20 protein-coding genes are annotated in these 21699 nt (G+C 40.1%); 11 read left to right on the plus strand and 9 right to left on the minus strand.

What is annotated here, in order from left to right; genetic code table 11:
- Positions 1–11: 11 nt before the first annotated feature.
- Positions 12–1316 carry an NAD(P)/FAD-dependent oxidoreductase gene (locus I6E85_RS12035; protein WP_007583476.1) on the minus strand — a complete coding sequence of 435 codons (1305 nt, stop codon included), beginning with the start codon at positions 1314–1316 and terminating at the stop codon, positions 12–14.
- 514 nt (positions 1317–1830) lie between these two features.
- Here I6E85_RS12035 and I6E85_RS12040 point away from each other — a divergent pair.
- Positions 1831–3759 carry an ATP-dependent DNA helicase RecQ gene (locus tag I6E85_RS12040; RefSeq protein WP_024591159.1) on the plus strand — a complete coding sequence of 643 codons (1929 nt, stop codon included), beginning with the start codon at positions 1831–1833 and terminating at the stop codon, positions 3757–3759.
- A 45-nt stretch (positions 3760–3804) separates the two neighbouring features.
- Positions 3805–4113: a YkgJ family cysteine cluster protein gene (locus I6E85_RS12045; RefSeq protein ID WP_032827102.1), complete on the plus strand. Its 309-nt coding sequence runs from the start codon at positions 3805–3807 to the stop codon at positions 4111–4113.
- Between the two features lie 71 nt (positions 4114–4184).
- Here the strand turns inward: I6E85_RS12045 and I6E85_RS12050 are convergent, their stop codons facing one another.
- The 4 genes from I6E85_RS12050 to I6E85_RS12065 all read right to left on the minus strand — a co-directional run bounded on the left by I6E85_RS12050 (position 4185) and on the right by I6E85_RS12065 (position 8413).
- A complete protein-coding gene (locus tag I6E85_RS12050; protein ID WP_024591161.1) occupies positions 4185–5804 on the minus strand; it encodes a methyl-accepting chemotaxis protein in 1620 nt (539 codons plus the stop codon).
- A 226-nt stretch (positions 5805–6030) separates the two neighbouring features.
- Entirely contained in the window at positions 6031–6648 is a 618-nt protein-coding gene (locus I6E85_RS12055) for a glutathione S-transferase family protein (RefSeq protein WP_010554991.1), read from the minus strand.
- A 50-nt stretch (positions 6649–6698) separates the two neighbouring features.
- Positions 6699–7727: an NADP-dependent oxidoreductase gene (locus I6E85_RS12060; RefSeq protein ID WP_010554990.1), complete on the minus strand. Its 1029-nt coding sequence runs from the start codon at positions 7725–7727 to the stop codon at positions 6699–6701.
- Positions 7728–7906: 179 nt separating this feature from the next.
- Positions 7907–8413: a GNAT family N-acetyltransferase gene (locus I6E85_RS12065; protein ID WP_024591162.1), complete on the minus strand. Its 507-nt coding sequence runs from the start codon at positions 8411–8413 to the stop codon at positions 7907–7909.
- Between the two features lie 149 nt (positions 8414–8562).
- Here I6E85_RS12065 and I6E85_RS12070 point away from each other — a divergent pair, with 149 nt between their 5' ends.
- A complete protein-coding gene (locus tag I6E85_RS12070; protein WP_024591163.1) occupies positions 8563–9768 on the plus strand; it encodes an anhydro-N-acetylmuramic acid kinase in 1206 nt (401 codons plus the stop codon).
- Between the two features lie 37 nt (positions 9769–9805).
- Here the strand turns inward: I6E85_RS12070 and I6E85_RS12075 are convergent, their stop codons facing one another.
- The gene (locus I6E85_RS12075; RefSeq protein ID WP_010554987.1) at positions 9806–10291 is read right to left on the minus strand and encodes a hypothetical protein; all 486 of its coding nucleotides are present in this window, start codon (positions 10289–10291) and stop codon (positions 9806–9808) included.
- A 510-nt stretch (positions 10292–10801) separates the two neighbouring features.
- Between I6E85_RS12075 and I6E85_RS12080 the strand changes: the two genes are divergently transcribed.
- Genes I6E85_RS12080 through I6E85_RS12090 form a run of 3 tightly spaced genes read left to right on the plus strand, consistent with a single transcriptional unit; the run spans position 10802 to position 12985 of the window.
- The gene (locus I6E85_RS12080) at positions 10802–11434 is read left to right on the plus strand and encodes a hypothetical protein (RefSeq protein WP_024591164.1); all 633 of its coding nucleotides are present in this window, start codon (positions 10802–10804) and stop codon (positions 11432–11434) included.
- Complete coding sequence (locus I6E85_RS12085; RefSeq protein ID WP_024591165.1) at positions 11431–12126, plus strand: hypothetical protein; 696 nt, start codon at positions 11431–11433, stop codon at positions 12124–12126. Before I6E85_RS12080 ends, I6E85_RS12085 begins: the two co-directional genes overlap by 4 nt.
- Positions 12119–12985 carry a hypothetical protein gene (locus I6E85_RS12090; RefSeq protein WP_024591166.1) on the plus strand — a complete coding sequence of 289 codons (867 nt, stop codon included), beginning with the start codon at positions 12119–12121 and terminating at the stop codon, positions 12983–12985. The genes I6E85_RS12085 and I6E85_RS12090 overlap by 8 nt, the downstream gene beginning before the upstream one ends.
- Positions 12986–13194: 209 nt before the next feature.
- Here I6E85_RS12090 and I6E85_RS12095 read toward each other — a convergent pair whose 3' ends face one another.
- The gene (locus I6E85_RS12095) at positions 13195–14322 is read right to left on the minus strand and encodes a zinc-binding dehydrogenase (RefSeq protein WP_024591167.1); all 1128 of its coding nucleotides are present in this window, start codon (positions 14320–14322) and stop codon (positions 13195–13197) included.
- Between the two features lie 105 nt (positions 14323–14427).
- Positions 14428–15105: a glutathione S-transferase family protein gene (locus tag I6E85_RS12100; RefSeq protein WP_024591168.1), complete on the minus strand. Its 678-nt coding sequence runs from the start codon at positions 15103–15105 to the stop codon at positions 14428–14430.
- Positions 15106–15278: 173 nt separating this feature from the next.
- Here I6E85_RS12100 and I6E85_RS12105 point away from each other — a divergent pair, with 173 nt between their 5' ends.
- The 4 genes from I6E85_RS12105 to I6E85_RS12120 all read left to right on the plus strand — a co-directional run bounded on the left by I6E85_RS12105 (position 15279) and on the right by I6E85_RS12120 (position 19527).
- The gene (locus I6E85_RS12105) at positions 15279–16190 is read left to right on the plus strand and encodes a LysR family transcriptional regulator (protein WP_024591169.1); all 912 of its coding nucleotides are present in this window, start codon (positions 15279–15281) and stop codon (positions 16188–16190) included.
- A 213-nt stretch (positions 16191–16403) separates the two neighbouring features.
- Positions 16404–18371, plus strand: coding sequence for a hypothetical protein (locus I6E85_RS12110; protein WP_024591170.1), 1968 nt, complete (start codon positions 16404–16406; stop codon positions 18369–18371).
- A gap of 95 nt (positions 18372–18466) precedes the next feature.
- A complete protein-coding gene (locus I6E85_RS12115) occupies positions 18467–18925 on the plus strand; it encodes a thioredoxin family protein (protein WP_024591171.1) in 459 nt (152 codons plus the stop codon).
- 215 nt (positions 18926–19140) lie between these two features.
- Positions 19141–19527, plus strand: coding sequence for a hypothetical protein (locus I6E85_RS12120; RefSeq protein WP_024591172.1), 387 nt, complete (start codon positions 19141–19143; stop codon positions 19525–19527).
- Positions 19528–19592: 65 nt separating this feature from the next.
- Here the strand turns inward: I6E85_RS12120 and I6E85_RS12125 are convergent, their stop codons facing one another.
- Entirely contained in the window at positions 19593–20471 is an 879-nt protein-coding gene (locus I6E85_RS12125; protein ID WP_024591173.1) for a LysR family transcriptional regulator, read from the minus strand.
- A 121-nt stretch (positions 20472–20592) separates the two neighbouring features.
- Here I6E85_RS12125 and I6E85_RS12130 point away from each other — a divergent pair, with 121 nt between their 5' ends.
- Complete coding sequence (locus tag I6E85_RS12130; RefSeq protein ID WP_024592107.1) at positions 20593–21675, plus strand: YeiH family protein; 1083 nt, start codon at positions 20593–20595, stop codon at positions 21673–21675.
- Positions 21676–21699: the final 24 nt, after the last annotated feature.

Here is a 21699-nt window from a genome sequence, read left to right on the forward strand (position 1 = left end):
GTATATATAGATTAGTGCAATTTCATTTTTGGGCGCACTACACGCAGTACTTTTTCGCTTATCCATAATGCAAAGGTTTTTGCGCTGCCATGTATGGCGCGTTGGTGCATACGGTATAAAGATATATACATAAAGCGGGCAATTTTACCTTCAATAAAAAAGGTATTGCTGGTTAGGTTACCCATTAAGTTACCCACGGTGCTGTAGCTCGATAAGTTAACCAACGAGCCATGGTCGCTGTATTTAAAGCCGCGTAGTGGTTGCTGCTTTAATGTTGCTATGAGATTTTTTTCGACGCATAACGCCATTTGATGCGCCGATTGTGCGCGTGGTGGTACTTGCTTGCCGTCGGCTTGGGTAAATGCGCAGCAATCGCCTAATACAAAAATGCTTTCGTCAACGGTGCTTTGTAAAAACTCATTTACTTGAATTTGATTGCTACGAGTAAGCTCAAAAACACCTAAGTCTTTAATAAAATCAGGTGCTTTTACGCCTGCCGCCCACACCATTATATCGGCATCAATATGTTCTTCATCTTTGGTGATAAAGCCTTGCGCAGTGCCTTCTTTCACTTGCGTTTGTTCGCGCACGTTTACGCCAAGCTTTAATAGCTCACGCTTGGCACTTACGGCAATACGCTCAGGTAATGCAGGTAAAATACGCGGGCCAGCTTCAATTAAATGAATGTGTAAACGCTTAGACGACATATTTGTTAAACCATAAAGCTTTAATAGCTCAGACACATGGTAAAGCTCAGCTGAGAGTTCAACACCCGTAGCACCGCCGCCTACAATGGCAATATTAAGTGATTGCTGTTGGTTGTCGTCTTGGTGAAGGCGCGTAAAGCTATCTAGTAATGAGTGTTGAAAGCGCTCTGCTTGTTGGCTTGAATCTAAAAAGTAGCAATGCTCTTTTATACCAGGGGTATTAAAGTCGTTACTTACGCTGCCAATGGCAATAACAAGGTGATCGTAACGAACTGTACGGCCAGGTAAAATAGTGTGGCCTAACTCGTCGTTTAATGGGGAGAGGGTAATTGTTTTATTGCTTTGGTCTATGTTGCAAAAAGTACCAAGTTGAAAACGATAATGATGTTTTGCGGCATGGGCTGAATACACAACGCCATCTAAATCAGGGTCAATAGAGCCTGTCGCTACTTCGTGCAGTAACGGCTTCCATATGTGGGTACGGTTTTTGTCTATTAACAGTATATCTGCTTGTTTTTTTTTCCCTAGCTTATGCCCCAGTTGGGTTGCAAGTTCTAATCCGCCAGCACCACCGCCAATAACGACGATTTTAGGTATTGTAATACTCATAACGTTGCCCTTAAAAATAATATACCCAAGTGATCTGTATTTTTTATTAGTTTTTTAAGGTGACTTGGGTATCAATAAATTATTTTGGCAACAAGTAGTTACTACTCATTTTATGGGTGCCTAGTTTGCGCCTAAATAAAACCGATGTCAGCAATAAATAATGTTATTTGTTGTATACTTATACCCAAACCGTCTCAATATGCAGAATTCAGCGTTTCACAGGGGCTTAATATCAAGGCGTTACTTTGCAAGAATGGCAGCCCCCTTTTAAGAAGTAACAACGATGAGAGTAAGTGCCTGTGAAACGCCCAATGGGTTGGTTTAAAAGCGATTTATACTGCGTTATTGATTTTAACAATAGAACCACTATTATTTGCAATCAATGCCTTGCCTAAATCGCTTTTAACTCCAACTGAAACTCTCATCTTGAGATGGTTTGGGTATACATGCAAATATTTCATCTACACTGCATTTTTATAAGCATGACTATTGTTTAGCCATCAAAAGGACATTTATGACCACGCCACTAATTCAATCACTTGAGCAGCACTTTGGTTTTAGCCAATTTAGAACAGGGCAACAACAAACTATAGAGCAGCTTTTAAATGGTCAATCGTCGTTGGCTATATTTCCGACCGGCTCGGGTAAATCGTTGTGCTATCAATTAACTGCGTTGCATTTACCAAATTTAACCTTAGTGGTTTCGCCTTTGCTTGCATTGATGAAAGATCAAATTAGCTTTTTAAATAGCAAAGGTATTTATGCTGCCAGCCTTGATTCGAGCCAAGATCAAATGCAAAGCAGCACCGTAATGAATGATGTGCGAAACGGTAAAATTAAAGTATTAATGGTGTCGGTTGAGCGCTTTAAAAACGAGCGTTTTAGAGAGTTTATAAGCCAAGTGGCGCTTTCGATGTTAGTGGTAGACGAAGCGCACTGTATATCAGAATGGGGCCATAACTTTAGACCCGACTACCTTAAACTGCCGCGTTACCGCGAAGAGCTTAATATTCCTTTAGTGTTGTTACTTACAGCAACGGCCACTAAAAAAGTAAAACGCGATATGGCAGAGCGCTTTGCTATTGCGCCTGAGTGCATTGTGCAAACGGGCTTTTACCGCGCTAATTTAGATTTAAGTGTGTTGAGCGTTAAAACCGCCGATAAAAACACCGAGCTTACCAACATAGTGCGTGCGCAAAGTGGCCCAGGTATTGTGTATGTAACGCTACAGCAAAGCGCTGAGCAAGTTGCTAATGTGCTAAGTGCTCAAGGTGTGCACGCGGTGGCGTATCATGCGGGGCTTGAAGATACGCTACGCTGGCAAATTCAAGATGACTTTATGGGCGGTAAAATTAACGTCGTAGTGGCAACCATAGCCTTTGGTATGGGCGTTGATAAATCGGATATTCGCTTTGTTATACATTACGATTTACCAAAATCGATAGAAAACTACAGCCAAGAAATTGGCCGAGCAGGACGCGATGGCGATCCATCAAATTGTTACACGCTTGCTAACCTAGACGGCCTAAATACGGTAGAAAACTTTGTATATGGCGACACGCCAGAGCTTAGCGGTATTGAATATGTAATTAACGATATTCGCCAAAGCCACCAGCAATGGGAAATGCAAGAATATAGCCTTTCAAGCGAAAGTAATATTAGGCAACTGGCACTTAAAACCTTACTTGTACAGCTTGAAATACAAGGCGCTATAACGCCGCAATATGCTTACTACGCCGATTTTAAATATAAATTTTTGGTTGATAAAAACGAGCTACTTGGTCATTTTGATGAGCAACGCCAAGCATTTTTAACACAAATATTTAGCCATACCGATTTTAAAAAAATATGGGGCACGCTAAATTTTGACTCCCTTACGCAAGCCGCGCAGGTTGATCGAAAACGCGTAGTGGCAGCCCTTGATTACCTAGCCGAAAAAAACCTAATAACGCTCGAAACCAAACGTATTACCCAAGTATACAAAGTGCATGGAGAGGTTATAAATAACCCTGAACTTGCCCAGCAACTTCACGACTATTTTACCGATAAAGAACAAGCCGAAATTAAACGTATTGCTGCACTGGTACGCTTTTTTGAGCTACAAAGTTGCTTAAGCTATAACTTAGCGCGCTATTTTGACGATCAAAATGCACCTGAGCAATGTGGGCATTGTAGTGTGTGTAGAGGGCATGCGGTTAAGCTTGAGTACTCTATAGAGCCTGCATATATTGACGAGCAACTTATTTATCAAAAGGTAGATGAGTTTTTAGCGCATATGGCAGGCAAGGGTAATCATAATGTGGGGATTGAAACCCAATGCCGCTTTTTAGCGGGGATGAGTGTGCCGTTATTTGCGCGTAATAAAGTGCGCCAACTGAGTGGTTTTGCGCTGTGCGAGCAAATGCGTTACAGCGATATTAAAGCAAAACTACTAGCGCGTTAAATTAGTTACTGTATCCTAGTGGCTTATTCAAAAAAGTAAGCCACTATGCCTCATATTGTTATTCCCGTTGAAAATATTGCTACTACCCCAGAGCCCGTTACGTGTGCTAACTGCCAAGCCTGTTGTTGCCAATTAGAAGTGCGCATAGTAACCGACACCGGCGTGCCTTTCAACTATATAGAATACGATAAATGGGGCAGCGAAGTAATGAAACGCGCTGACGACGGTTGGTGCCAAGCACTCGACCGCAATACGCTTATGTGCTCCATTTACGAAAACCGCCCATTAGTTTGCCGCGAGTTTGAAATGGCGTCGGGTGAGTGTATTACCGAGCGCGATTTAGCGGGTATATAGTCCGCTATTATAAATGTACATAAACAACAAAGGGGCTTAAAAGCCCCTTTGTTTATTGCTTACTATAAAAATTAAACTTTAAAGTAGCTAATATACTTTTTAAGTGTGTTTGAAAGGTCAGCTAATGCAACAGCTTCTTGTGCGTTACTGTTAAGCGACATGCTGGTTTCTTTGGACATACTGGCAATTTCTTCTACGCCGGTACTAATTTGCGCCACAGTGGCTACTTGGTTTGATGTTGATTCAACAATTTCAAGCACGTTACTTAATGAGTCATTAGCTTGTTGCTGTATTTGATGCAGTAGCTCGTTTGCTTCGTGAGTAAGTGTTAGGCCATTTTCTACTTGTGGTACTGTGGTTTCCATAGCTGTTACCGACGCTTGCGTGTTTTCTTGTACTTGCAAAATCATCTTTTCGATATCGCCAGTTGCATCACCAGTACGCTGGGCAAGTTGCCTTACTTCGTCAGCAACAACAGCAAACCCTCGGCCTGTTTCGCCTGCTCTTGCAGCTTCTATTGCTGCATTTAGTGCAAGCAAGTTTGTTTGATCAGAAATACTGCGGATCACACTTAAAATATCGCCAATGTGTTTTACATGTTCTTGCAGCACGTTTACTTGGGTAACTGTGGCTTTTACGGTTACTGAGATTTGCTCAATTTCGGCCGCTACTTTTTGCACTGCAATACTACCTTGCTGCGATAATTGCGCGGTTATTTTTGAGTTATCTTCTGTTTGCCTAACTGAGTCGGCTACAGCATGGATACTACGGCTCATTTCTTCTAGGCTGCTTACTGCCGAGTTTGTATAAGTTACTTGTGCGTCAGCGGCACTAAGTGCTTGCTGCGAGCCAGACGCTACGCTTGCAGAGTGAGTAGAAAGCTCTTCAGATGAGTTAATAATGCTATCTACAATGGTTTTTAATTTAGATTGCATCACCCCTACAGAAGCCATCATGCTATTTGGGCAACACGACTGTACATCACCTCTTAAGTCGCCTTGGGCAATAAGGGCAATTACTTCAGCGGCTTCTTGTGGTTCGCCACCTACTGAATTTCTGATCAGTTGGCTAATAACATACGCAACGCTTATGCCTATTAAAAAGGCAAGTGAGGTGAGCGAAATCATCCAAATTTTAAATGAACTGGCAATATCTAGAGTATCGATAGTGGTGGTTTGATTTGCTTGCTCTTGCAGGTTTATAAATTGGTTTATAACATTTAGCCACTGGGTAAACGCAGGGCGTGCATCGGTCAATAAAATGCGCTCAGCTTCGTTTAGGTTTCCTGCATTTTTAGCGTTTATAACACCTTGAATGAAAGGTTGAGTGCGCTGCTCTATTTGATTTATTTTATTAATTAAAGCGCGTTCTTCATTATTCATATTACCCATTAGCTCGGCCATAGACCGGCTTGACGTTTGGTAAAATGCGTTTAGCTCTTTTATGCTCTTTAACACGGAGCTTAAACTGCTTTGATCGGTAATTAGCACTACATCGCGCACGGCTATTGCTCTGTCGTGTACGCTGCCTCTAAAGTTAATTGCGTAACGTTGCTTTACCGAATTTACGTCGGTCATGTGGGTAATGTTATTATTAATGAGGCTAACGCGCGAAATGCCAATAATGGTTAAAATAAGCATCATTGATAAAATTACGCCAAAGCCGGTCGTTAAACGCATGTTTATGGTCATGGTTGATCCCAAGTGTGAGTCAATACGCGCAAGAGCAGCTTGTATTATTAGTGATTATTCTAAAACAATAGCAGCATTATGCCTTATTAATTAAAGTTTTATTAGCAATAAGGGATTATTTGTTAATTTAGTTTACAAGCGTAACTTTAATGAGGAGTGTTTTTCAGGCATTAAAAAAGGGGCTAAATGCCCCTTAGTGTTATATAAAAATATTATATAAAAGTAGTTAGTCGTACTTTGCTTCTAGCTCATTAGCTGTATGAAACTTCTCATGACTTTGTAATTGCTCGTCGTATTTAACGAGGTTTTTAAAGTGCGCTAATTGACCTGAGTTTTTAACTATTTCAACAATAAACGACATCATAAAGTCAGCGCCCGTTAGGGTATCGCCCACTAAATAACGTTTACCTTCAAGGCGGTCGTTAAAGTAGCTAATTACTTTAGCTGTTTCAGCGTCAGCATAGCCTTCTAAAAACTGCGTTTTAGCGCCGTCTTTTAGTACAAACATTTTAAGTAAAAGCGGTAAAATTGCTGAGCTTTCTGCAAAGTGCAGCCATTGCTGGTAGTCAACATATTCAGCGGTATCTACTTTTGGAGCAAATTTACCGTTACCGTATTTGGTAATAAGGTAGTCTGTAATAGCGCCTGATTCAGCAATAATTAAACCGCCGTCTTCAATTACCGGTGACTTACCAAGTTGATGAATATGCTTTAGTTCGTCAGGAGCTAGGAAGGTGTCTTTATTACGCTGATAAGCCACAATTTCGTAGTCAACATTTAGCTCTTCTAAAAGCCAAATTACGCGTTTAGAACGTGATTTATTTAAATGGTGTAGTTTGATCATGTCAGTCCTTTTGTGGCTTGTAAGGGCTTTGCCTTACAAGCCGTATAAAATTAAAGTGGCTTATTAATTTTAACCACAGTTTTACCAAAGTTTTTACCGCATATCATATCGTTGAACGCGTCTACTGTATTTTCGATGCCTTCTACCATGTGCTCACGGTATTGAATTTTTCCGTCTTGTAGCCATTTTTGCATGTCTTGTGCAAACTCGTCGTAACGGTCGCCGTAATCATCAAAAATGATAAAGCCTTGCATTTTAATACGCTTAGTAAGCAATTGACCCATTAGCATACCTAAACGGTCTGGGCCTTCTGGCAAGCTAGTAGCGTTATATTGCGATACTAAACCACACAATGGTACGCGCGCTGCGGTATTTAGTAATGGTAGTACGGCGTCGAATACTTTACCGCCCACATTTTCGTAGTAAACATCAATGCCTTTATCACAGGCTTTTTCTAACTGCTCTGCAAAGTCATCAGCTTTGTGATCAATACAGGCATCAAACCCTAGTTTTTCAACGGCGTGTGCACATTTTTCGCTACCACCAGCAACACCGACTACTTTACAGCCTTTAATTTTAGCTATTTGCCCAACCGTTGCACCTACTGGGCCTGTTGCTGCTGCAACAACTACGGTTTCGCCTTCTTTAGGCTGGCCAATATCAAGTAAACCCATGTAAGCAGTAAAGCCAGGCATACCCATAATACCTAATGCGTATGAAGGGTTTGCAGGCTCTTTACCTAACTGCATTAAGCCTTCACCGTCGGTAATGGCGTAGTCTTGCCAACCTGTGTAGGCAAGTACCCATTCACCGATCCTAAATTTATCGTTTTTAGACTCTTCTACTTGGCACACTGTTGCGCCAACCATTACATCGCCAATATTAACTGGGTCAGCGTACGACTTAGCATCACTCATACGACCACGCATATACGGGTCTAGTGATAGGTAAATAGTACGTAGTAAAACTTCGCCGTCTTTTAATGCAGGAAGCTCTACCGTTTTTAATTTAAAGTTTTCATCTGTTGGAGCGCCATTAGGGCGTGATTCAAGAGTAAGTTGGCGACTAGTCGTAGACATAAAAGATCTCCTATTAATATAAATAAACTACTTACCGAATGTTTACGCTTTAAAAATCGTGATCAGCTAAACAATAATGCGCGGCTAAGCAGTATGAATATGTACAATGCGTACCTTAATAAAGGAGTTTTGGGCGGGTGGTTGATAATTCAACCTTTGCGCAAATTTAATTAGAGTAATTAGTCTGCTTTGAGCTTGCTAAATATATGGTTGTTGTAAAATTGACCATTTTTATAAATGGCCTGTTTAAGCACAGCCTCTTGCTCAAAGCCACTTTTAATAAGTGCTTTCATAGAGCCGGTATTACCAGCAAACACAGCGCCAAAAATTCTGTTTAAGTGTGAGTTTGCAAACGCTTCTTCGCATATAAGTTCAATAGCGCGAGTAATAATACCTTGCCCCCAATAGGCTTTATTAAGCCAATAACCAATTTCGCCACTGTGGCTGTATTCAAATTCGCCGGGAGTTATACCAATACAGCCCGCAAATTGCCCATTTACAACAATGGCCTTAACCGTTGCATCAATTACGCCGTTTTTTGAGCCTTGGTTTATCCACCAATCAGCATCTGCTTGTGTATACGGAAACGGAATTTTTGACGATAAATAACGCGTTACCTGTTCATCATTTAAGGTGTTAATAATAAAAGGCGCGTCTTGGGCTTTAAACTCTCTGAGGGTGATCATATTTTTTCATAAATTTTTAGTATGCACACTAACTTAACAATCATTTTAACATTAAACAATCAGAACCTAAATTAAACGGTTTACGGCTATTACTTTGTTTTAAAGTCCTCTAATATAAGCAAAATATTACACCTATTTTAGATGCCATTATGCACCTTCACATTAAAGCGCTTTATAACAGCGCCCAAAAACCTAGCCGTTTAATTATTGGTTTAATGAGCGGTACCTCGTTGGACGGGCTTGATGTTGCACTGTGTAAAGTAACGGGCGCGGGCTTAAATACACACATTGAGGTTTTAAATTTTACTACTGTTGATTACAACGACGATTATAAAACTAAAATAAAGCAGGTATTTGCTAAACGAGAATGCGATTTAGAGCTTGTTACTTTACTGCACCCGTGGGTAGGTAAACTCCATGGCGATATGGTTAACCAGTGCTTAGCTAAGTGGAATATAAACCCTGCAAGTATTGATGTAATAGCAAGCCACGGGCAAACCATTTACCACTGCCCGCAGTCGCAGCATAATCACAAAAGCTTTACTAATGGCACCTTACAAATTGGCGATAGCGACCAAATAGCCGTTACTACGGGTATTACTACCATTGGTGACTTTAGGCAAAAACACATAGCCGCAGGAGGCGAGGGTGCACCACTTGCTGTGTATGGCGATTATTTGTATTTTTCGAGCGCTGTTGAGAGTCGGATTTTGCTAAATATGGGCGGCATAGCTAACTTAACGTTTTTACCCAAAAATGGTGATGCAAACGGCGTATTTAGCTCCGACATTGGCCCCGGTAATACCATTATGGATGCGTACGTACAGCAACATTTTAAAGATATGCATTATGACGATGGCGCAAAAATAGCAAAAGCAGGCAAGGTAAATACACCATTATTAAATGCATTATGTAATAACGCATTTTTTAAACTCCCAATGCCTAAAACCACAGGGCCAGAGGTATTTAACTTAGCGTATTTAAACGCCGCACAGCAGCTTACAAATACACAGCACTTAAGCCACGAAGATGTAATGGCCACCTTAAATACCTTTACTGCAACCGTTATAGCAAATGCATTAAACGAGTGTGCAGAGCGCGAACAAAATTGTGTGGTGTATGCAAGTGGTGGGGGTATTCATAATCCATTACTAATGGCGCAACTTACAGCGCTTTGCCCACGTATTAAGGCTTTTAAAAATACCGACGATTTAGGTATAAATCCCGATGCAAAAGAGGCTGTGTTATTTGCTATTTTAGCAAACGAATGCCTAGCAGGAGAGCAGCAACACCTAAGTAACACCGCGCAGGGTATCGCTGGAGTTACTATGGGTAAAGTAAGTTTTGCAGATTAATAACTTGTCGCATCGCGTAATTTAGGTGCAGTTAGCACTAAAACAGCGATAAAAACGTAGACCCCATACTCGCAAAGTAGCTACGAACGCCCTGTGACTTGGTATGTTCAGTTTTTATTTGCTCAGGAATATAGCCTTGCTCAAATGCTTTAATGTACACATCGAGTTGCTGGCTTTCTTTTAAGGTCGTATTTTTTCCGTGCAGCATCATTTGCACTACAAAACACTGGCTTTGTGTAATGTTACTTAAAGTTAGGTTTACAGTACCAGATTCAAGGTCCGCATTGCTCAGCGTTTTTTCAGTAAAATACTGCGCCCCACGTGCACTGGGCTGCGTTGCACTTAGTGAAATAACATCGCTCTCATTTGCGCCATCAGGCAACACACACTGCAGCGTAATGTTATGCGCAGCATTGGCTTTTAGCGATAGCTTTTCATATTCCATAGCGTGGCTCATCGCCGCAGACATAGAATCATCAAATGATTGCAGTGCAAATGTTAGTTGCACTAAGGGTGTACTCATCTTACTTAGTCTTCTTGAGTCTATTCATTTATCGGATAGAGATTATCGCGGATCAAGGTTACAGATTTATGACTAATTGCATTAATTAGTACAATTATTGAGTGGTTTGATCAAAGAGGATCTTTTTGTTCTAGGGCTGGAATTACGTGTTCAAACCTCTGTAAGATAATCTCACACGTCCAGAAATAATATAAATGCTTTATGATTTATTTTTAAAAGTACAAATAGCTTTAGTTGAGCCCGCAAGTTAATTTACGGCAGCTATGAGCGATAACCCAACGATCAATGATTACGATACCAGTTAAAGTTTACCCCTTTGTTGCCTTATTATTCTTCAGAAAGAGCTTTATATAAAATGAGGCGATAGCGATAGATTAGGTAAGTGAATCGAGCACGAAAATTTTAATTAGCAAATATACACTTATTCAATTTTTACTGTTGACTATTTAAATACCTAAAGAGATACTTGTCCCGAGTCCTAGGACTCGGGACGCGTTACTTGGAGGGTAGATGAAAAGTCAAGATGTTTTATTATTACTAAAATTGATTTCGCTGCATGTGGGGCTTGATGGGAAAGATGGTGATTCGGACATTATTCAAGTGGATGGTACTTGGGAGGATTGGGATGAAAAGGGGTTAAAACCTACTTTTACCGAAATGGATCAAATTGAAAGCCGATTTTCCTTAAGAAACTTAGAAGGTTTAACTGGGATAAGTAAATCTCAGATTAGTCTTAGCCTTAATCGGATGTATTCCGTAGGACTTGCAAAAGTAGATCGCAAACTTCAAGTACCTAAAACAAATACTAAGGCTTTGTTGGAGTTTATTGCCTATGGTATTCGATACGTTTTTCCTGCAAAAGAGGGGGTGATTGGCAGAGGGATCGCTACGTCGATAGCTGCCCCTGTTCTCAGAGGTAAGTTAATGACGTCTGGAGAGCTTCAGCCTGTATGGTCAAATCCAAGGGGTAATACTAAAGGCATGTTAATTGAGCCATTACACCCTAAAGTATTTTTAGCAGTACAGCAAGATGCCCAGTTGTACGCGATGCTAGCGTTAGTTGATGCGATAAGAATAGGCCATCCACGAGAACGAAATTTAGCACTAGAAATGCTCAATAGCATATTTAAGGTAGCCAAATGAATACAATCAACCTTCAAAAAGAGATGTTAATAAAAGTTGCTACTGCACTTGGAGATGACTTAATAAGATCAATGGTATTTGTTGGGGGTTGCACCACAGGGCTATTGGTCACTGATGAGTTTACTAAAGAGCAAATAAGGTATACCGACGATGTTGATTTGATTGTTGATATCATGGGGTATGCAGCTTGGACTGATTTGCAGGAACAACTTAAAGTGAAAGGGTTTTCTATTGACATGGGCGAGGATGTTATGTGCCGCATGATACTTGATAACCTTAAAGTTGATTTTATGCCAGTTGATGAGAAAGCGCTTGGTTTTACTAACATATGGTATAAAGACGCAGTAGCAACCGCCGAAGACTACGTGCTGAATGATGCATTAACCATTAAATTAATAACGCCAGAATATTTTGTAGCCACAAAGCTCGAAGCCTATTTAGGAAGAGGGAAGGGTGATGCTCTTTCAAGTCATGATATTGAAGATTTACTTAATATTTTCGATGGTAGAGCATCAATAGTTAATGATATTTTATCAGCCTCAGAAGACTTGAAAAATTATATTAGCGAACAGCTTAATAGTTTAATGGAAGATGGTAATTTTGAGTATGCAGTTCAGGGAACTGCTAGGAATAGTTTAGACAGAGAGCAGTTGATCTTTGAGCGTATCGAAGGCTGTATTGTGTATGGCTGACCCTTCTTCACTAAAACTGATACACCGGACTCAACAAGGATTCGAACGAGCAGAAAACAAAGATTATTTTTCGATAATAAATACTGACTTCGGTACTTGGGTATTTGTAATTGATATATCTACCTCATCAATCGCTACAACAAACCTAGCTAAAAGGTTTAGCGAACATTTCTATGCTTGCCTCCAAGGCTTACTTATAAACAGTGTTAAGCTTTTTTCAGAAAAAATAGCACAAGATAAACCTCAATTAGAGGATTATTTTGAAGACGCAGAGAAGCGTAATCAAATTATCCAACAGGCTTTCAGCGCAACTAAAAAAGAATTGAAAATAGGTATTGCCAGCTTTTTATCACTGTACCGTAATGGTAGCTCCAATAAAATTTATGGCTTCTGTGCAGGTGATTGTCGGTTAGGTTTATTCAACAATAAAAGTATTCAATGGTTATCACCTGTTCATACTGGGGCGAACCCATTGGGTAACGATTTTGAAAGTTCGATAAGCTCAGTTCCTGAACGCCATATATTAACTAAGAGTTTAAACTTAAGGCGTAAATTTGAACCTGAAACGTTTGAATTAGACTTTTCAATTGATAATATTTTTGCTTTAGCAACAGATGGCTTTTGGATGGAGTTAGATGAGGCGCAGCAGCAAAGCTTCATCAATGAACCTGATGTATGTTTGGCTGATAGAGACTTAGTTGATGATACTTCGGTATTACTTATTACCTGGTCAGCTCTAGAACAAGAGATAGAACTCAAATTTGAATGTAGTTTAACGTTTGGATTAAAGTCATCACCAAAAAAAATAGCAACACCGATAAATGAAAACCTACTGATTATTAACAGCAGAAGTCTTTAATTTATTAGGGATGTCTACAAAACAGAGAATAAGAATGAACATTAGCGATTAGCCAATTTAATAAGTGCTATTTACTAAAAAGTCATAGAAATCCACGAATGTAATTGATTTGCTAAAGTAAATACTCCGAGCTAGCTTTTACAACGACCAAATAAAAAGCAGATACCTAATTAGCATCTGCTTTTATATTTTTAACGAAGAATATTTAATTAAGCTTGAGGTTTAATTAAGTACTTTTCGCCTGTTGCTTGTTTAGAATAAGCCGCGATTGATTGTAAATGTAATACCTCAGCTAATGACACTTCGTGCGTGTAGTTGCTCGCAAATGTAGTGGTGATTTCATCAGCAACGCGTTTGCGCATTTTCATTACTGTATCTGTGCCTAATTTACCTAAGGCATTAAATAACAAGAACCCGTTTACAGCCCAAGCAAAGCCAAAGTTACGGTTTAATGTAATAGGGCCGCGGTCTAGTGCGCCATAAATGTACACTTGTTTAAATGTATCAGAGCCGTAAATTGTGTGCTCTTTCATATCGCGCGCAGCTGCAACTTCCATACAGTTAAGAATGTCACTTGTTAGTTGGCCGCCACCAATAGGGTCGAACGCTATAGTTGCACCGGTTTCGATTATTGCAGCTGTTAGGTCAGCAAGAAAAGTGTCGCTGCTTGAGTTAACAATATATTTTGCACCCATATCGCGCAGTAATTTTTCTTGTTCTGGTTTGCGAACAATATTAATTAAATCAACGCCATCGGCAATACAAATACGGTTTAGCATTTGGCCAAGGTTAGAAGCTGCAGCAGCATGAATAATAGCTTTATGGCCTTCAGCGCGCATGGTTTCTACCATTGCTAGTGCGGTAAGTGGATTAACAAAAGATGATGCACCTTCTTTAGCGGTAGTCCCTTCTTTTAGCGCTAGGCAACTTTGTACATTGGCACATATAAATTGACGATACGTACCGCCGCCAATTACTGCAACGGTTTTACCCATTAATGCTTGTGCGGCTGGTGATGAGCCTGCTGCCACTACGGTGCCTGCGCCTTCATTACCTACAGGTGTTGCTTTACCTACACGGGTTTTAAGTGATGGCATAAATTGAGCTGGAACATCGGCAGTAATTACTGGATTTTCATCAGTACCCGATTGCTTTGCAGTAGACATATCAGCTGCGCTGAATAAAACGCCTAAGTCTGATGGGTTTAATGGTGCAGCTTCAATGCGAATAACCACTTCATCGGCTTTTGGCTTTGGCATATCGATGTTTTTTAAGGCAAGTGTTAGTTTATTGTCTTCGCTGATAGTTGAAGTAAGTTGGATATTTTTATTTGTCATAGGTGTCCCCTGCAAAGAATTAAATTTGTTAAGCCAATAACATTATTGTATTGGCGATCTGTTTTAGTAATTAAAATTTAGAATAGATACTTTTATAGCTACGCGTTATTTTGCGTTTGCTGCTTGAATTTGCGCTTTCACTTTTTGCATAAATTCAGCCATATTTGATTGGCGATCGGCCTCTATGCTTTGGGCAATGGCTAATTGGCTCATTGATTCGTTCCACTCTTTCATGCCGGGTACTTGTGCAAGTACATCCCAATCAAGCTGGCTTGAGCCAAATGCGCTAACAATGGTGTTTACGTAATAAACGTAAATGTCTGCCATTGTAAATTGCTCGCCTGCAATCCAAGGTGAAAACTTACACACGCTACTCAAAGCGGTTACGCCACGCGTTAATACTTGGCGTACTTCGGCTTTAGTTGTTTCAGGTACTTCAGCGCCAGAAAATACATAAGGGATAAACCGTCTGCTTGGCAGTTCAAAATAAAGCTCTGCCATTTTCATAATTTGACGTACAACTGCGCGCTCACCTGCATCTTCAGGATATAGCGGGGTTTGTGGGTACGACTCTTCTATAAAGTCGCAAATAACACTCGACTCAGAAATATTAAGGCCGTTAGCTGTTGTGATTGCAGGCACTTTGCCTACAGGGCTGATTGCTAATAACTCTTCACTTCCGCCGTAAACAAGGTGTTCTTTAAATGGCAGTTGTTTGTGTAAAAGTACATGTTTAACTAGGTTGTAATAGTTGCTAGCAGCAAAACCGTGCAAAGTAATCATAAGTCAGCTTTCCATCATTAACGTGAAGATACTCATTGCCAAAAATGCAATTTAAGTCCCTGTCTTTAGGTTGAGTACATTATTACTTGTTTTAATTTGCTTATATATAGGGGAAAATGCGAATCACTTTTGTCTTTAAGACAATAAAGCATTTTATTTAATGGAGAGGCAACTTGGATCAACTAAAAGCCATACGGTATTTTATTAAGGTGGTTGAAACGGGCAGTTTTACCAAAGCCGCCAAAGCTTTTGGTGTGCCGCCTTCGTCGTTGTCACGGCGAGTTGCTGATTTAGAAAAAAGCCTGGGGGCTACGCTTTTAAAGCGCTCGACCCGTATAGTTAAATTGACCGAAGTTGGGCAAATTTACTATAACGATGTTCAGCAAATATTAAATCAGCTAGAGCAAAGCCACGAAACTGTACGCAGTTATCAAACAAAACCAATGGGGCGATTATGTATAAGCTCAATGGTGAGTTTTGGTGACAAAATATTACTGCCTCTGCTTGATGAATTTAGCGCGCTATACCCCGAAATTATATTAGATGTTAGCTTAAGTGATGAGCTGTCGACACTTGGGCGTGACGATGTTGATATTGCGATTCGCGGTGGCTATGCGCCAAATGAGCGCGTGTTGGCAATAAAACTAATGGATAACGGCTTTATTCCTGTTGCGTCACCCTGCTATTTACAAAAATACGGTGTGCCCACTAATGTTATGGAATTAAAGGGCCACAGTGGCCTTTATTTTAAAACGCCAGCGGGGCCAACGCCTTGGTTATGCAAAGTGGATGATCAATGGCACGACGTTTCTGGGCCTGCGGTCGCTATTTCAAATAACGGATCGTGGCTAGCTAAAAAAGCATGTAATGGCGAGGGCATTTTAATGTCAACTCGATGGGCGCTCGACTCATACCTTGAGTCTGGCCAGTTGCAAGAGCTTAAGTTTGAGCATGAGTTAGCGATAAGCCAAAATGCGACTATGGCGGTTTATTTGTTGTATCAAAAGCAACGTTATTTAGTACCAAAGGTAAAAGCGGCGGTCGACTTTTTAGTACAAAGAATAAAAGAAACAAATGAAGAGTAATGAGCGGGCAGAATAGCGCTTAAGAGTTAGGCGTGTTGCAAATGATTAGAGTGGTGAATTGTCGGATGGCGCTGCGCTTATCCGACCTACGCTTATTTAATTTATTAATGGGTTGTTTGTATAAATAATAGGTAAAAAACGTCTCCTTAAGCTAAAGCTTTTAATGCTGCGTCCGATAAATTACTTAATAGGGCTTAGCGATTAAGGATAATCATGGTTAATAATGCACTTGGCAGTCAGGCTAATTTAAGCACTTTGTTGGCCCAATCAGTTAATAACGCTAACCAAAGCTCTGTGAGTCCTTCGCTACACACCAGCAGCGACCTTCAAGCTATTAATGATTTACAAACTAACGAGTCAAAAATAACCGATGGGTTATTAAGCCAGTTAAATAATGAAACTCTTGATGAAGCACTAGCCAGTAATCAAAAGGTAGAGGACGTTTTAAAGCAGCAACTTACCTCGTTATTTACTATTTCAAGCACGCCCAGCATGCTTAACTATAAACTCTCCGATGAAGAACTCGCCCTGCGCACCGTAATAAGCTCTCAGCATGAGGGGTTATTAAAAAACGAAAACAGCACCCAATTAATTGAGCGATTAAATACGTCGGTTAAAAATATTCAGGGTGCTTATGCTAATACCAGCGATATTTTATCGAGTTTAGGTCAGCTTGGGCATGAGCAAAAAACGTTTTTAGCCTCAAGTCAGCAACGTGTAGAGCGCTCACTTAATCCATACATGGAAAGCCTTAATCGCGCAAAATACGAGGATGACGATAACTACCTGTTTGAGCTCTCGGTAAAAACTAAAGAAGGTGATGTTATAAACATTACCTTTAACTCATCGCAAGGGTACGATGAAAAAACAGGTGAAGCGATAGATGGCTTTGGCATAAGTTACGAAGTAAATGGCAATTTATCTGAGGCTGAACATGCGGCTTTAACGCAGGTTATGGCGGGTGTTGGCGAAATGGCCGATGAGTTTTTTAAAGTGAGTGAAAGTTCATTCAACCCTCTTATAGTCCCAAATCAAGCAGACATGAGCTTAGATTTTTTAGCGGGCTTTAATAGTGAGCAGTTAGCCGGTTTTAATGTGTCGTTTTCAACAACGCAAAATAAAGATCTTGATTCGAAAGAGAACAATCTTGATTTAAGTTACTCCATTGATGAAGCATTAAACCAACAAGCACTTGTGTTTAAAGCCGCAGGTGGGCAAAACGACATTGATTTTGCACTCGATATGTCAACCATTGGCGCTAAAGACACACAGCAAATGCAGCAGTATTTAGCGTCGCTAGATCAAAGCCTAGAAGATAGCCGAGTAAACAGCACCAAAGACGATAAAGAGTCGGCATTTGGGCGCAAAGGCGATGAGGCAATGCAGCAAGGTTTTGCATTGTTTAAAGGTGCTTTTACGAGTATGTCGGCGGCGGCTGAGCGTTATAGCAATTTGGAGTCACTTGCAGATCAGCACTTTAATGACGGGCGCGCCATGGTTGCCGATTTGGTTGATAACATGATTACAAACGATGCCCGTTACCAAGGGCTTGGTAATAAAGCCCCAAATACATTGGGTGCGAGTATTTCTAAGCTCGCTGATTTTGATGCCACTTTTTCATATGCGCTGGATAACGGCGACTATCAGCCTAAAAGTACTATTGAGCTAAGCCAAGTAACTGAACAAGTCCAATTAGGGGATCTTAGCGGTGTAACGCAAAGTAAAAATGTAAGTAGTCATTTTGATTATCAATACAGTCGCCCTGATTATTACAACAAAGAAGAAAGCTATAACGTAGGTACTGCGGTTAAAAATAAAGAGCTTGTGGGTCTTGATCAGTCTCACGAGGTTGATGTTGATACAAAAATGTTTGAGTTTAATCCGCAAACTAATCAATACGAGCTACAAATGGCGATGCAAGAGCAAACCATTAGCAAAAGTGACATTCGCTTAATTGACGATATTTGGCTTGAAGAAAACGAAAACAGCTACAACATGAATAAAAAAGAGCGTGTTGAGAGCGACGAAAAACAAGATGAGTTTAAAAAAACAAGCAGCCATTCTCATAATAAGTTAGTTACCTTAATTGGTGACTTAGATAAGCTAGCTGAGAATAAAGACGTAAGGCGAGAATATTTAACTAACTTATCGCAAGTAAACTTTTTTATGGATAAAAAGTAACGCCTGAGAGTTATTCACTCCACGCTCAATATTGGGTATAGTCGTTTAATACCTAAATTAATACCTAAATTAATACCTAAATTAAGAGCAACCTTATGTTTAAACAATTAATTTTACTCTGCGCTTTAAGCATGCCGCTTGTAAGCTGCGCTGCTGATGCACCGTTTTCGGGCGGAATTAGCACTGATGTACTGCTAAGCGACTACGACAAGTTTAACGAACAATACAAAGCGTTTACGCCAACAGCACAAGACATTGCCCTAATGCAAAAGCTAGAAGGCAAAGAGCTAATTGTATTATTTGGAACGTGGTGCCACGACAGTGAGCGCGAAGTGCCAAAACTCATTAAGTTACTTTCTACGTCGAAAGTACAACTTGCAAGCATTGAATACGTGGCCGTAGGTTACAACAAGCAAGACGATGCAGGCATTGCAGAAGCTCACGACTTGCAATACACCCCTACGTTTATTGTTAAACAAAATGGCAAAGAGTTAGTACGCGTAATTGAAAAGCCAACGGGTACGTTAGCGCAAGACTTAACTCAGGGTTTGTAAATAGAGCTTGTTCGTATTTGGGTTTAACGATTTAGCAAATAGGTTTATAAGTTAGCTGTTGGGCTGCTATGAGTAGTCTCCTGATACTTTAATGTGTAAGGCCAAAATTTTCCCCCTTTGGCTGAGCCAAAATAGGAATTCAGCTATGGTTTGCATATCAATTAAAACAAATAAAAAACTAATTAATCTACAAGCTCGTTATGGTGTTTCTTAATATGTCTAAGGATCTACGTAAAAATTTGATTGCTGTGATTCTTAGTCCTTTAATTGTATTACCAGTCCTTGGTTTTTGTTATTTTTATGCGGGTATAGAAAATTATACTTCTCTTAGTTCATTAATTTCAGGTGTTGGTTTTGGTGTATCAGTAGGGATGGGAAGTTTATTTTATTTCTATCCTTTAATGTTCATTTACGGATTACCTATTAGCTTATTACTCCAAAAGTTAAATTTATTTAAATTACCTGTAGTTTTAATCTTAAGTATACTTCCAGTTTTTTTACTTAGTCTTTTTAGTGAATTTAATCGTGCAACATTGGTTCTTCATTTATTAGTACTTTCAATGGGTTTAACTAGTTGGCTTATATATAATAAATTAAGGTAACACCACAACAAGTGATTAATGTTACACAACCGTTTTTTTACTCGACTTACAGCTCAGATCAAACATTATTCACTAAATAGGCTTTTTTCGAATGCTTGTGCGGCATGTGAAGAGGGTCTGTCTTTATAGTGTAATTGGTATAATGGTCTTGATAACTCGACGTTATTTGGCTGTTCTAGCCGTGTTAATTTACCTAGCTGTACTAAATCCTCAGTGACTACGTTTGGCAATAAAGCGACCCCCATACCTTGTGCTACCGCCCTTGCTATCGCTTCATTACTTCCGAGCTGCATATTATTTTTTGCTGTAATGCCATGTTGCTGTAGTAATTTAACCGAGACCTCTAAAGTGCCCGAGCCTGGTTCGCGCAGTAGCCAAAACTGTTTGTTTAACCATGGTTTTAAGTCTTTCGTGGGCTTAAAGTTACTGGGTATAACTACACTCATTAAATCGTTTTGCCAGTGCTTACTTATAATATGCGGCTCGGTTGGTGTGCCTTCAACCAGTGCTAAATCGATAGTGCATTCAAGTAGGGCGTGCTCAATTTGCGCGGTATTGGCAACTTGTACTTCTACTTTTATATGGGGGTATTGTGCGCAAAAATTGGCTAAATAGGGCGGTAGCCAATAGCTGGCAATGGTTGTACTGGTGCCTATAACGAGTGTGCCGCGCTTAAGCCCTGTGCGTGATTTAATATCTTCAATGGCTGCCTTTTCAATAGCAAAAATACTACGAGCATGTTCAAAAAGTGCTTGTCCGCCTTCACTTAAGGTGAGTTTCTTACCCTTAGATGCACGCTCAATAAGTTGTATATTTAGCTGATACTCAAGCTCTTTTAAAGCTTTAGACACAGCTGGTTGGCTTATAAAAAGCGCCTCAGCTGCTGCTGAAAAACTGCCTAATTTAGCAACCGTGTAAAACACCCGAAGTGCATGCAAGTTCATTGTGCCTCTCAAATCACATAACCTTAAGTTATCGAATCATGATTTTAATGTATTGGAGTTATATTTTGCGCTTTCTTAAAATGAAGTCAATTAATTACGATGACTTTATTAAGGGATGACTATGCTTAGTGCAATTAAAGATATGCCACAGCTTTTTAGTATTAATACTAAGCAGTATACCAACTCGCGTTGGTGGCTAGGAATGCTATTAGTTATTGTTTTAGCGGGTGTTGCTGTTGCGCTGAGTAAGTTGCCGGTAATGCAAAGTGCCCAGTTTAGCTCCTTAACTATTGGTATTGTGCTAGGCATTATTGTAGGTAACAGTGTGTTTTCGCGCATTGCGACTCATACCGATGTGGGTGTTGATTACGCTAAAAGTATTTTACTCAAAGCGGGTATTATTTTATTTGGGTTTAGAATTACCTTTGCACAGGTAGCAGGCGTTGGCTGGAGTGGATTGCTAACCGACATTGTTATGCTCAGCGGTACGTTTATATTAGCAATGCAGCTTGGTAAACGTGTATTTAAACTTGATGAGCAAACAGTAATATTAATTGGTGCAGGTAGCTCTATTTGTGGCGCAGCAGCTGTAATGGCAACCGAGCCTGTAATAAAAGCGCAGGCGCATAAAGTATCGGTAGCTGTAGCAACGGTGGTGGTATTTGGTACGTTGAGTATGTTTGCCTACCCAATCATGTTTGAGTATATGGGGCTGAGTGAGCACGCATATGGTATTTTTGTAGGTTCAACCATTCATGAAGTAGCGCAAGTGGTAGCAGCGGGTACAGCTGTAAGCGCCAATGCTGCAGATACCGCCGTTATAGAAAAAATGCTACGCGTGATGATGCTTGCGCCGTTTTTAGTCACTTTATCGTTTTGGCAAAGTAAAAAAAGAGTAAAGGCAGGTAATACTATAAGTAATGAGGATAATAAATCAGGTATTAGTATTCCTTGGTTTGCGGTGTTATTTATTGTGGCAAGTGGTGTGCATTCACTCTCTATTATTCCTCAAGTGGCTACAAGCGCAGTTGTTTGGTTTGATAATATATTACTCACCATTGCGATGGTGGCTTTGGGTTTACGCACACATGTTGGGGCAATTCGCCAAGCGGGTATTAAGCCACTGTTACTGGCGCTGTGCTTGTTTTTGTTTTTAACATTGGGTGGTTACGCTATTAATATAGGCATTGCTGAGCTGTTTTAAACGTTACTTGGTAAAAGTTGATTG

Origin of the sequence: Pseudoalteromonas sp. NZS71, assembly GCF_015864715.1 — a bacterium.
GTDB classification, from domain to species: Bacteria; Pseudomonadota; Gammaproteobacteria; order Enterobacterales; family Alteromonadaceae; genus Pseudoalteromonas; species Pseudoalteromonas arctica.

Coding starts and splice junctions, on each gene's coding strand:
- I6E85_RS12070 (WP_024591163.1), top strand. CDS start 8,563: ATGCACCTTCACATTAAAGCGCTTTATAACAGCGCCCAAAAACCTAGC.
- I6E85_RS12090 (WP_024591166.1), top strand. CDS start 12,119: ATGGCTGACCCTTCTTCACTAAAACTGATACACCGGACTCAACAAGGA.
- I6E85_RS12120 (WP_024591172.1), top strand. CDS start 19,141: ATGTCTAAGGATCTACGTAAAAATTTGATTGCTGTGATTCTTAGTCCT.
- I6E85_RS12100 (WP_024591168.1), bottom strand. CDS start 15,105: ATGATTACTTTGCACGGTTTTGCTGCTAGCAACTATTACAACCTAGTT.
- I6E85_RS12055 (WP_010554991.1), bottom strand. CDS start 6,648: ATGATCAAACTACACCATTTAAATAAATCACGTTCTAAACGCGTAATT.
- I6E85_RS12050 (WP_024591161.1), bottom strand. CDS start 5,804: ATGACCATAAACATGCGTTTAACGACCGGCTTTGGCGTAATTTTATCA.
- I6E85_RS12060 (WP_010554990.1), bottom strand. CDS start 7,727: ATGTCTACGACTAGTCGCCAACTTACTCTTGAATCACGCCCTAATGGC.
- I6E85_RS12085 (WP_024591165.1), top strand. CDS start 11,431: ATGAATACAATCAACCTTCAAAAAGAGATGTTAATAAAAGTTGCTACT.
- I6E85_RS12035 (WP_007583476.1), bottom strand. CDS start 1,316: ATGAGTATTACAATACCTAAAATCGTCGTTATTGGCGGTGGTGCTGGC.
- I6E85_RS12045 (WP_032827102.1), top strand. CDS start 3,805: ATGCCTCATATTGTTATTCCCGTTGAAAATATTGCTACTACCCCAGAG.
- I6E85_RS12075 (WP_010554987.1), bottom strand. CDS start 10,291: ATGAGTACACCCTTAGTGCAACTAACATTTGCACTGCAATCATTTGAT.
- I6E85_RS12040 (WP_024591159.1), top strand. CDS start 1,831: ATGACCACGCCACTAATTCAATCACTTGAGCAGCACTTTGGTTTTAGC.
- I6E85_RS12065 (WP_024591162.1), bottom strand. CDS start 8,413: ATGATCACCCTCAGAGAGTTTAAAGCCCAAGACGCGCCTTTTATTATT.
- I6E85_RS12095 (WP_024591167.1), bottom strand. CDS start 14,322: ATGACAAATAAAAATATCCAACTTACTTCAACTATCAGCGAAGACAAT.
- I6E85_RS12115 (WP_024591171.1), top strand. CDS start 18,467: ATGTTTAAACAATTAATTTTACTCTGCGCTTTAAGCATGCCGCTTGTA.
- I6E85_RS12110 (WP_024591170.1), top strand. CDS start 16,404: ATGGTTAATAATGCACTTGGCAGTCAGGCTAATTTAAGCACTTTGTTG.
- I6E85_RS12080 (WP_024591164.1), top strand. CDS start 10,802: ATGAAAAGTCAAGATGTTTTATTATTACTAAAATTGATTTCGCTGCAT.
- I6E85_RS12125 (WP_024591173.1), bottom strand. CDS start 20,471: ATGAACTTGCATGCACTTCGGGTGTTTTACACGGTTGCTAAATTAGGC.
- I6E85_RS12130 (WP_024592107.1), top strand. CDS start 20,593: ATGCTTAGTGCAATTAAAGATATGCCACAGCTTTTTAGTATTAATACT.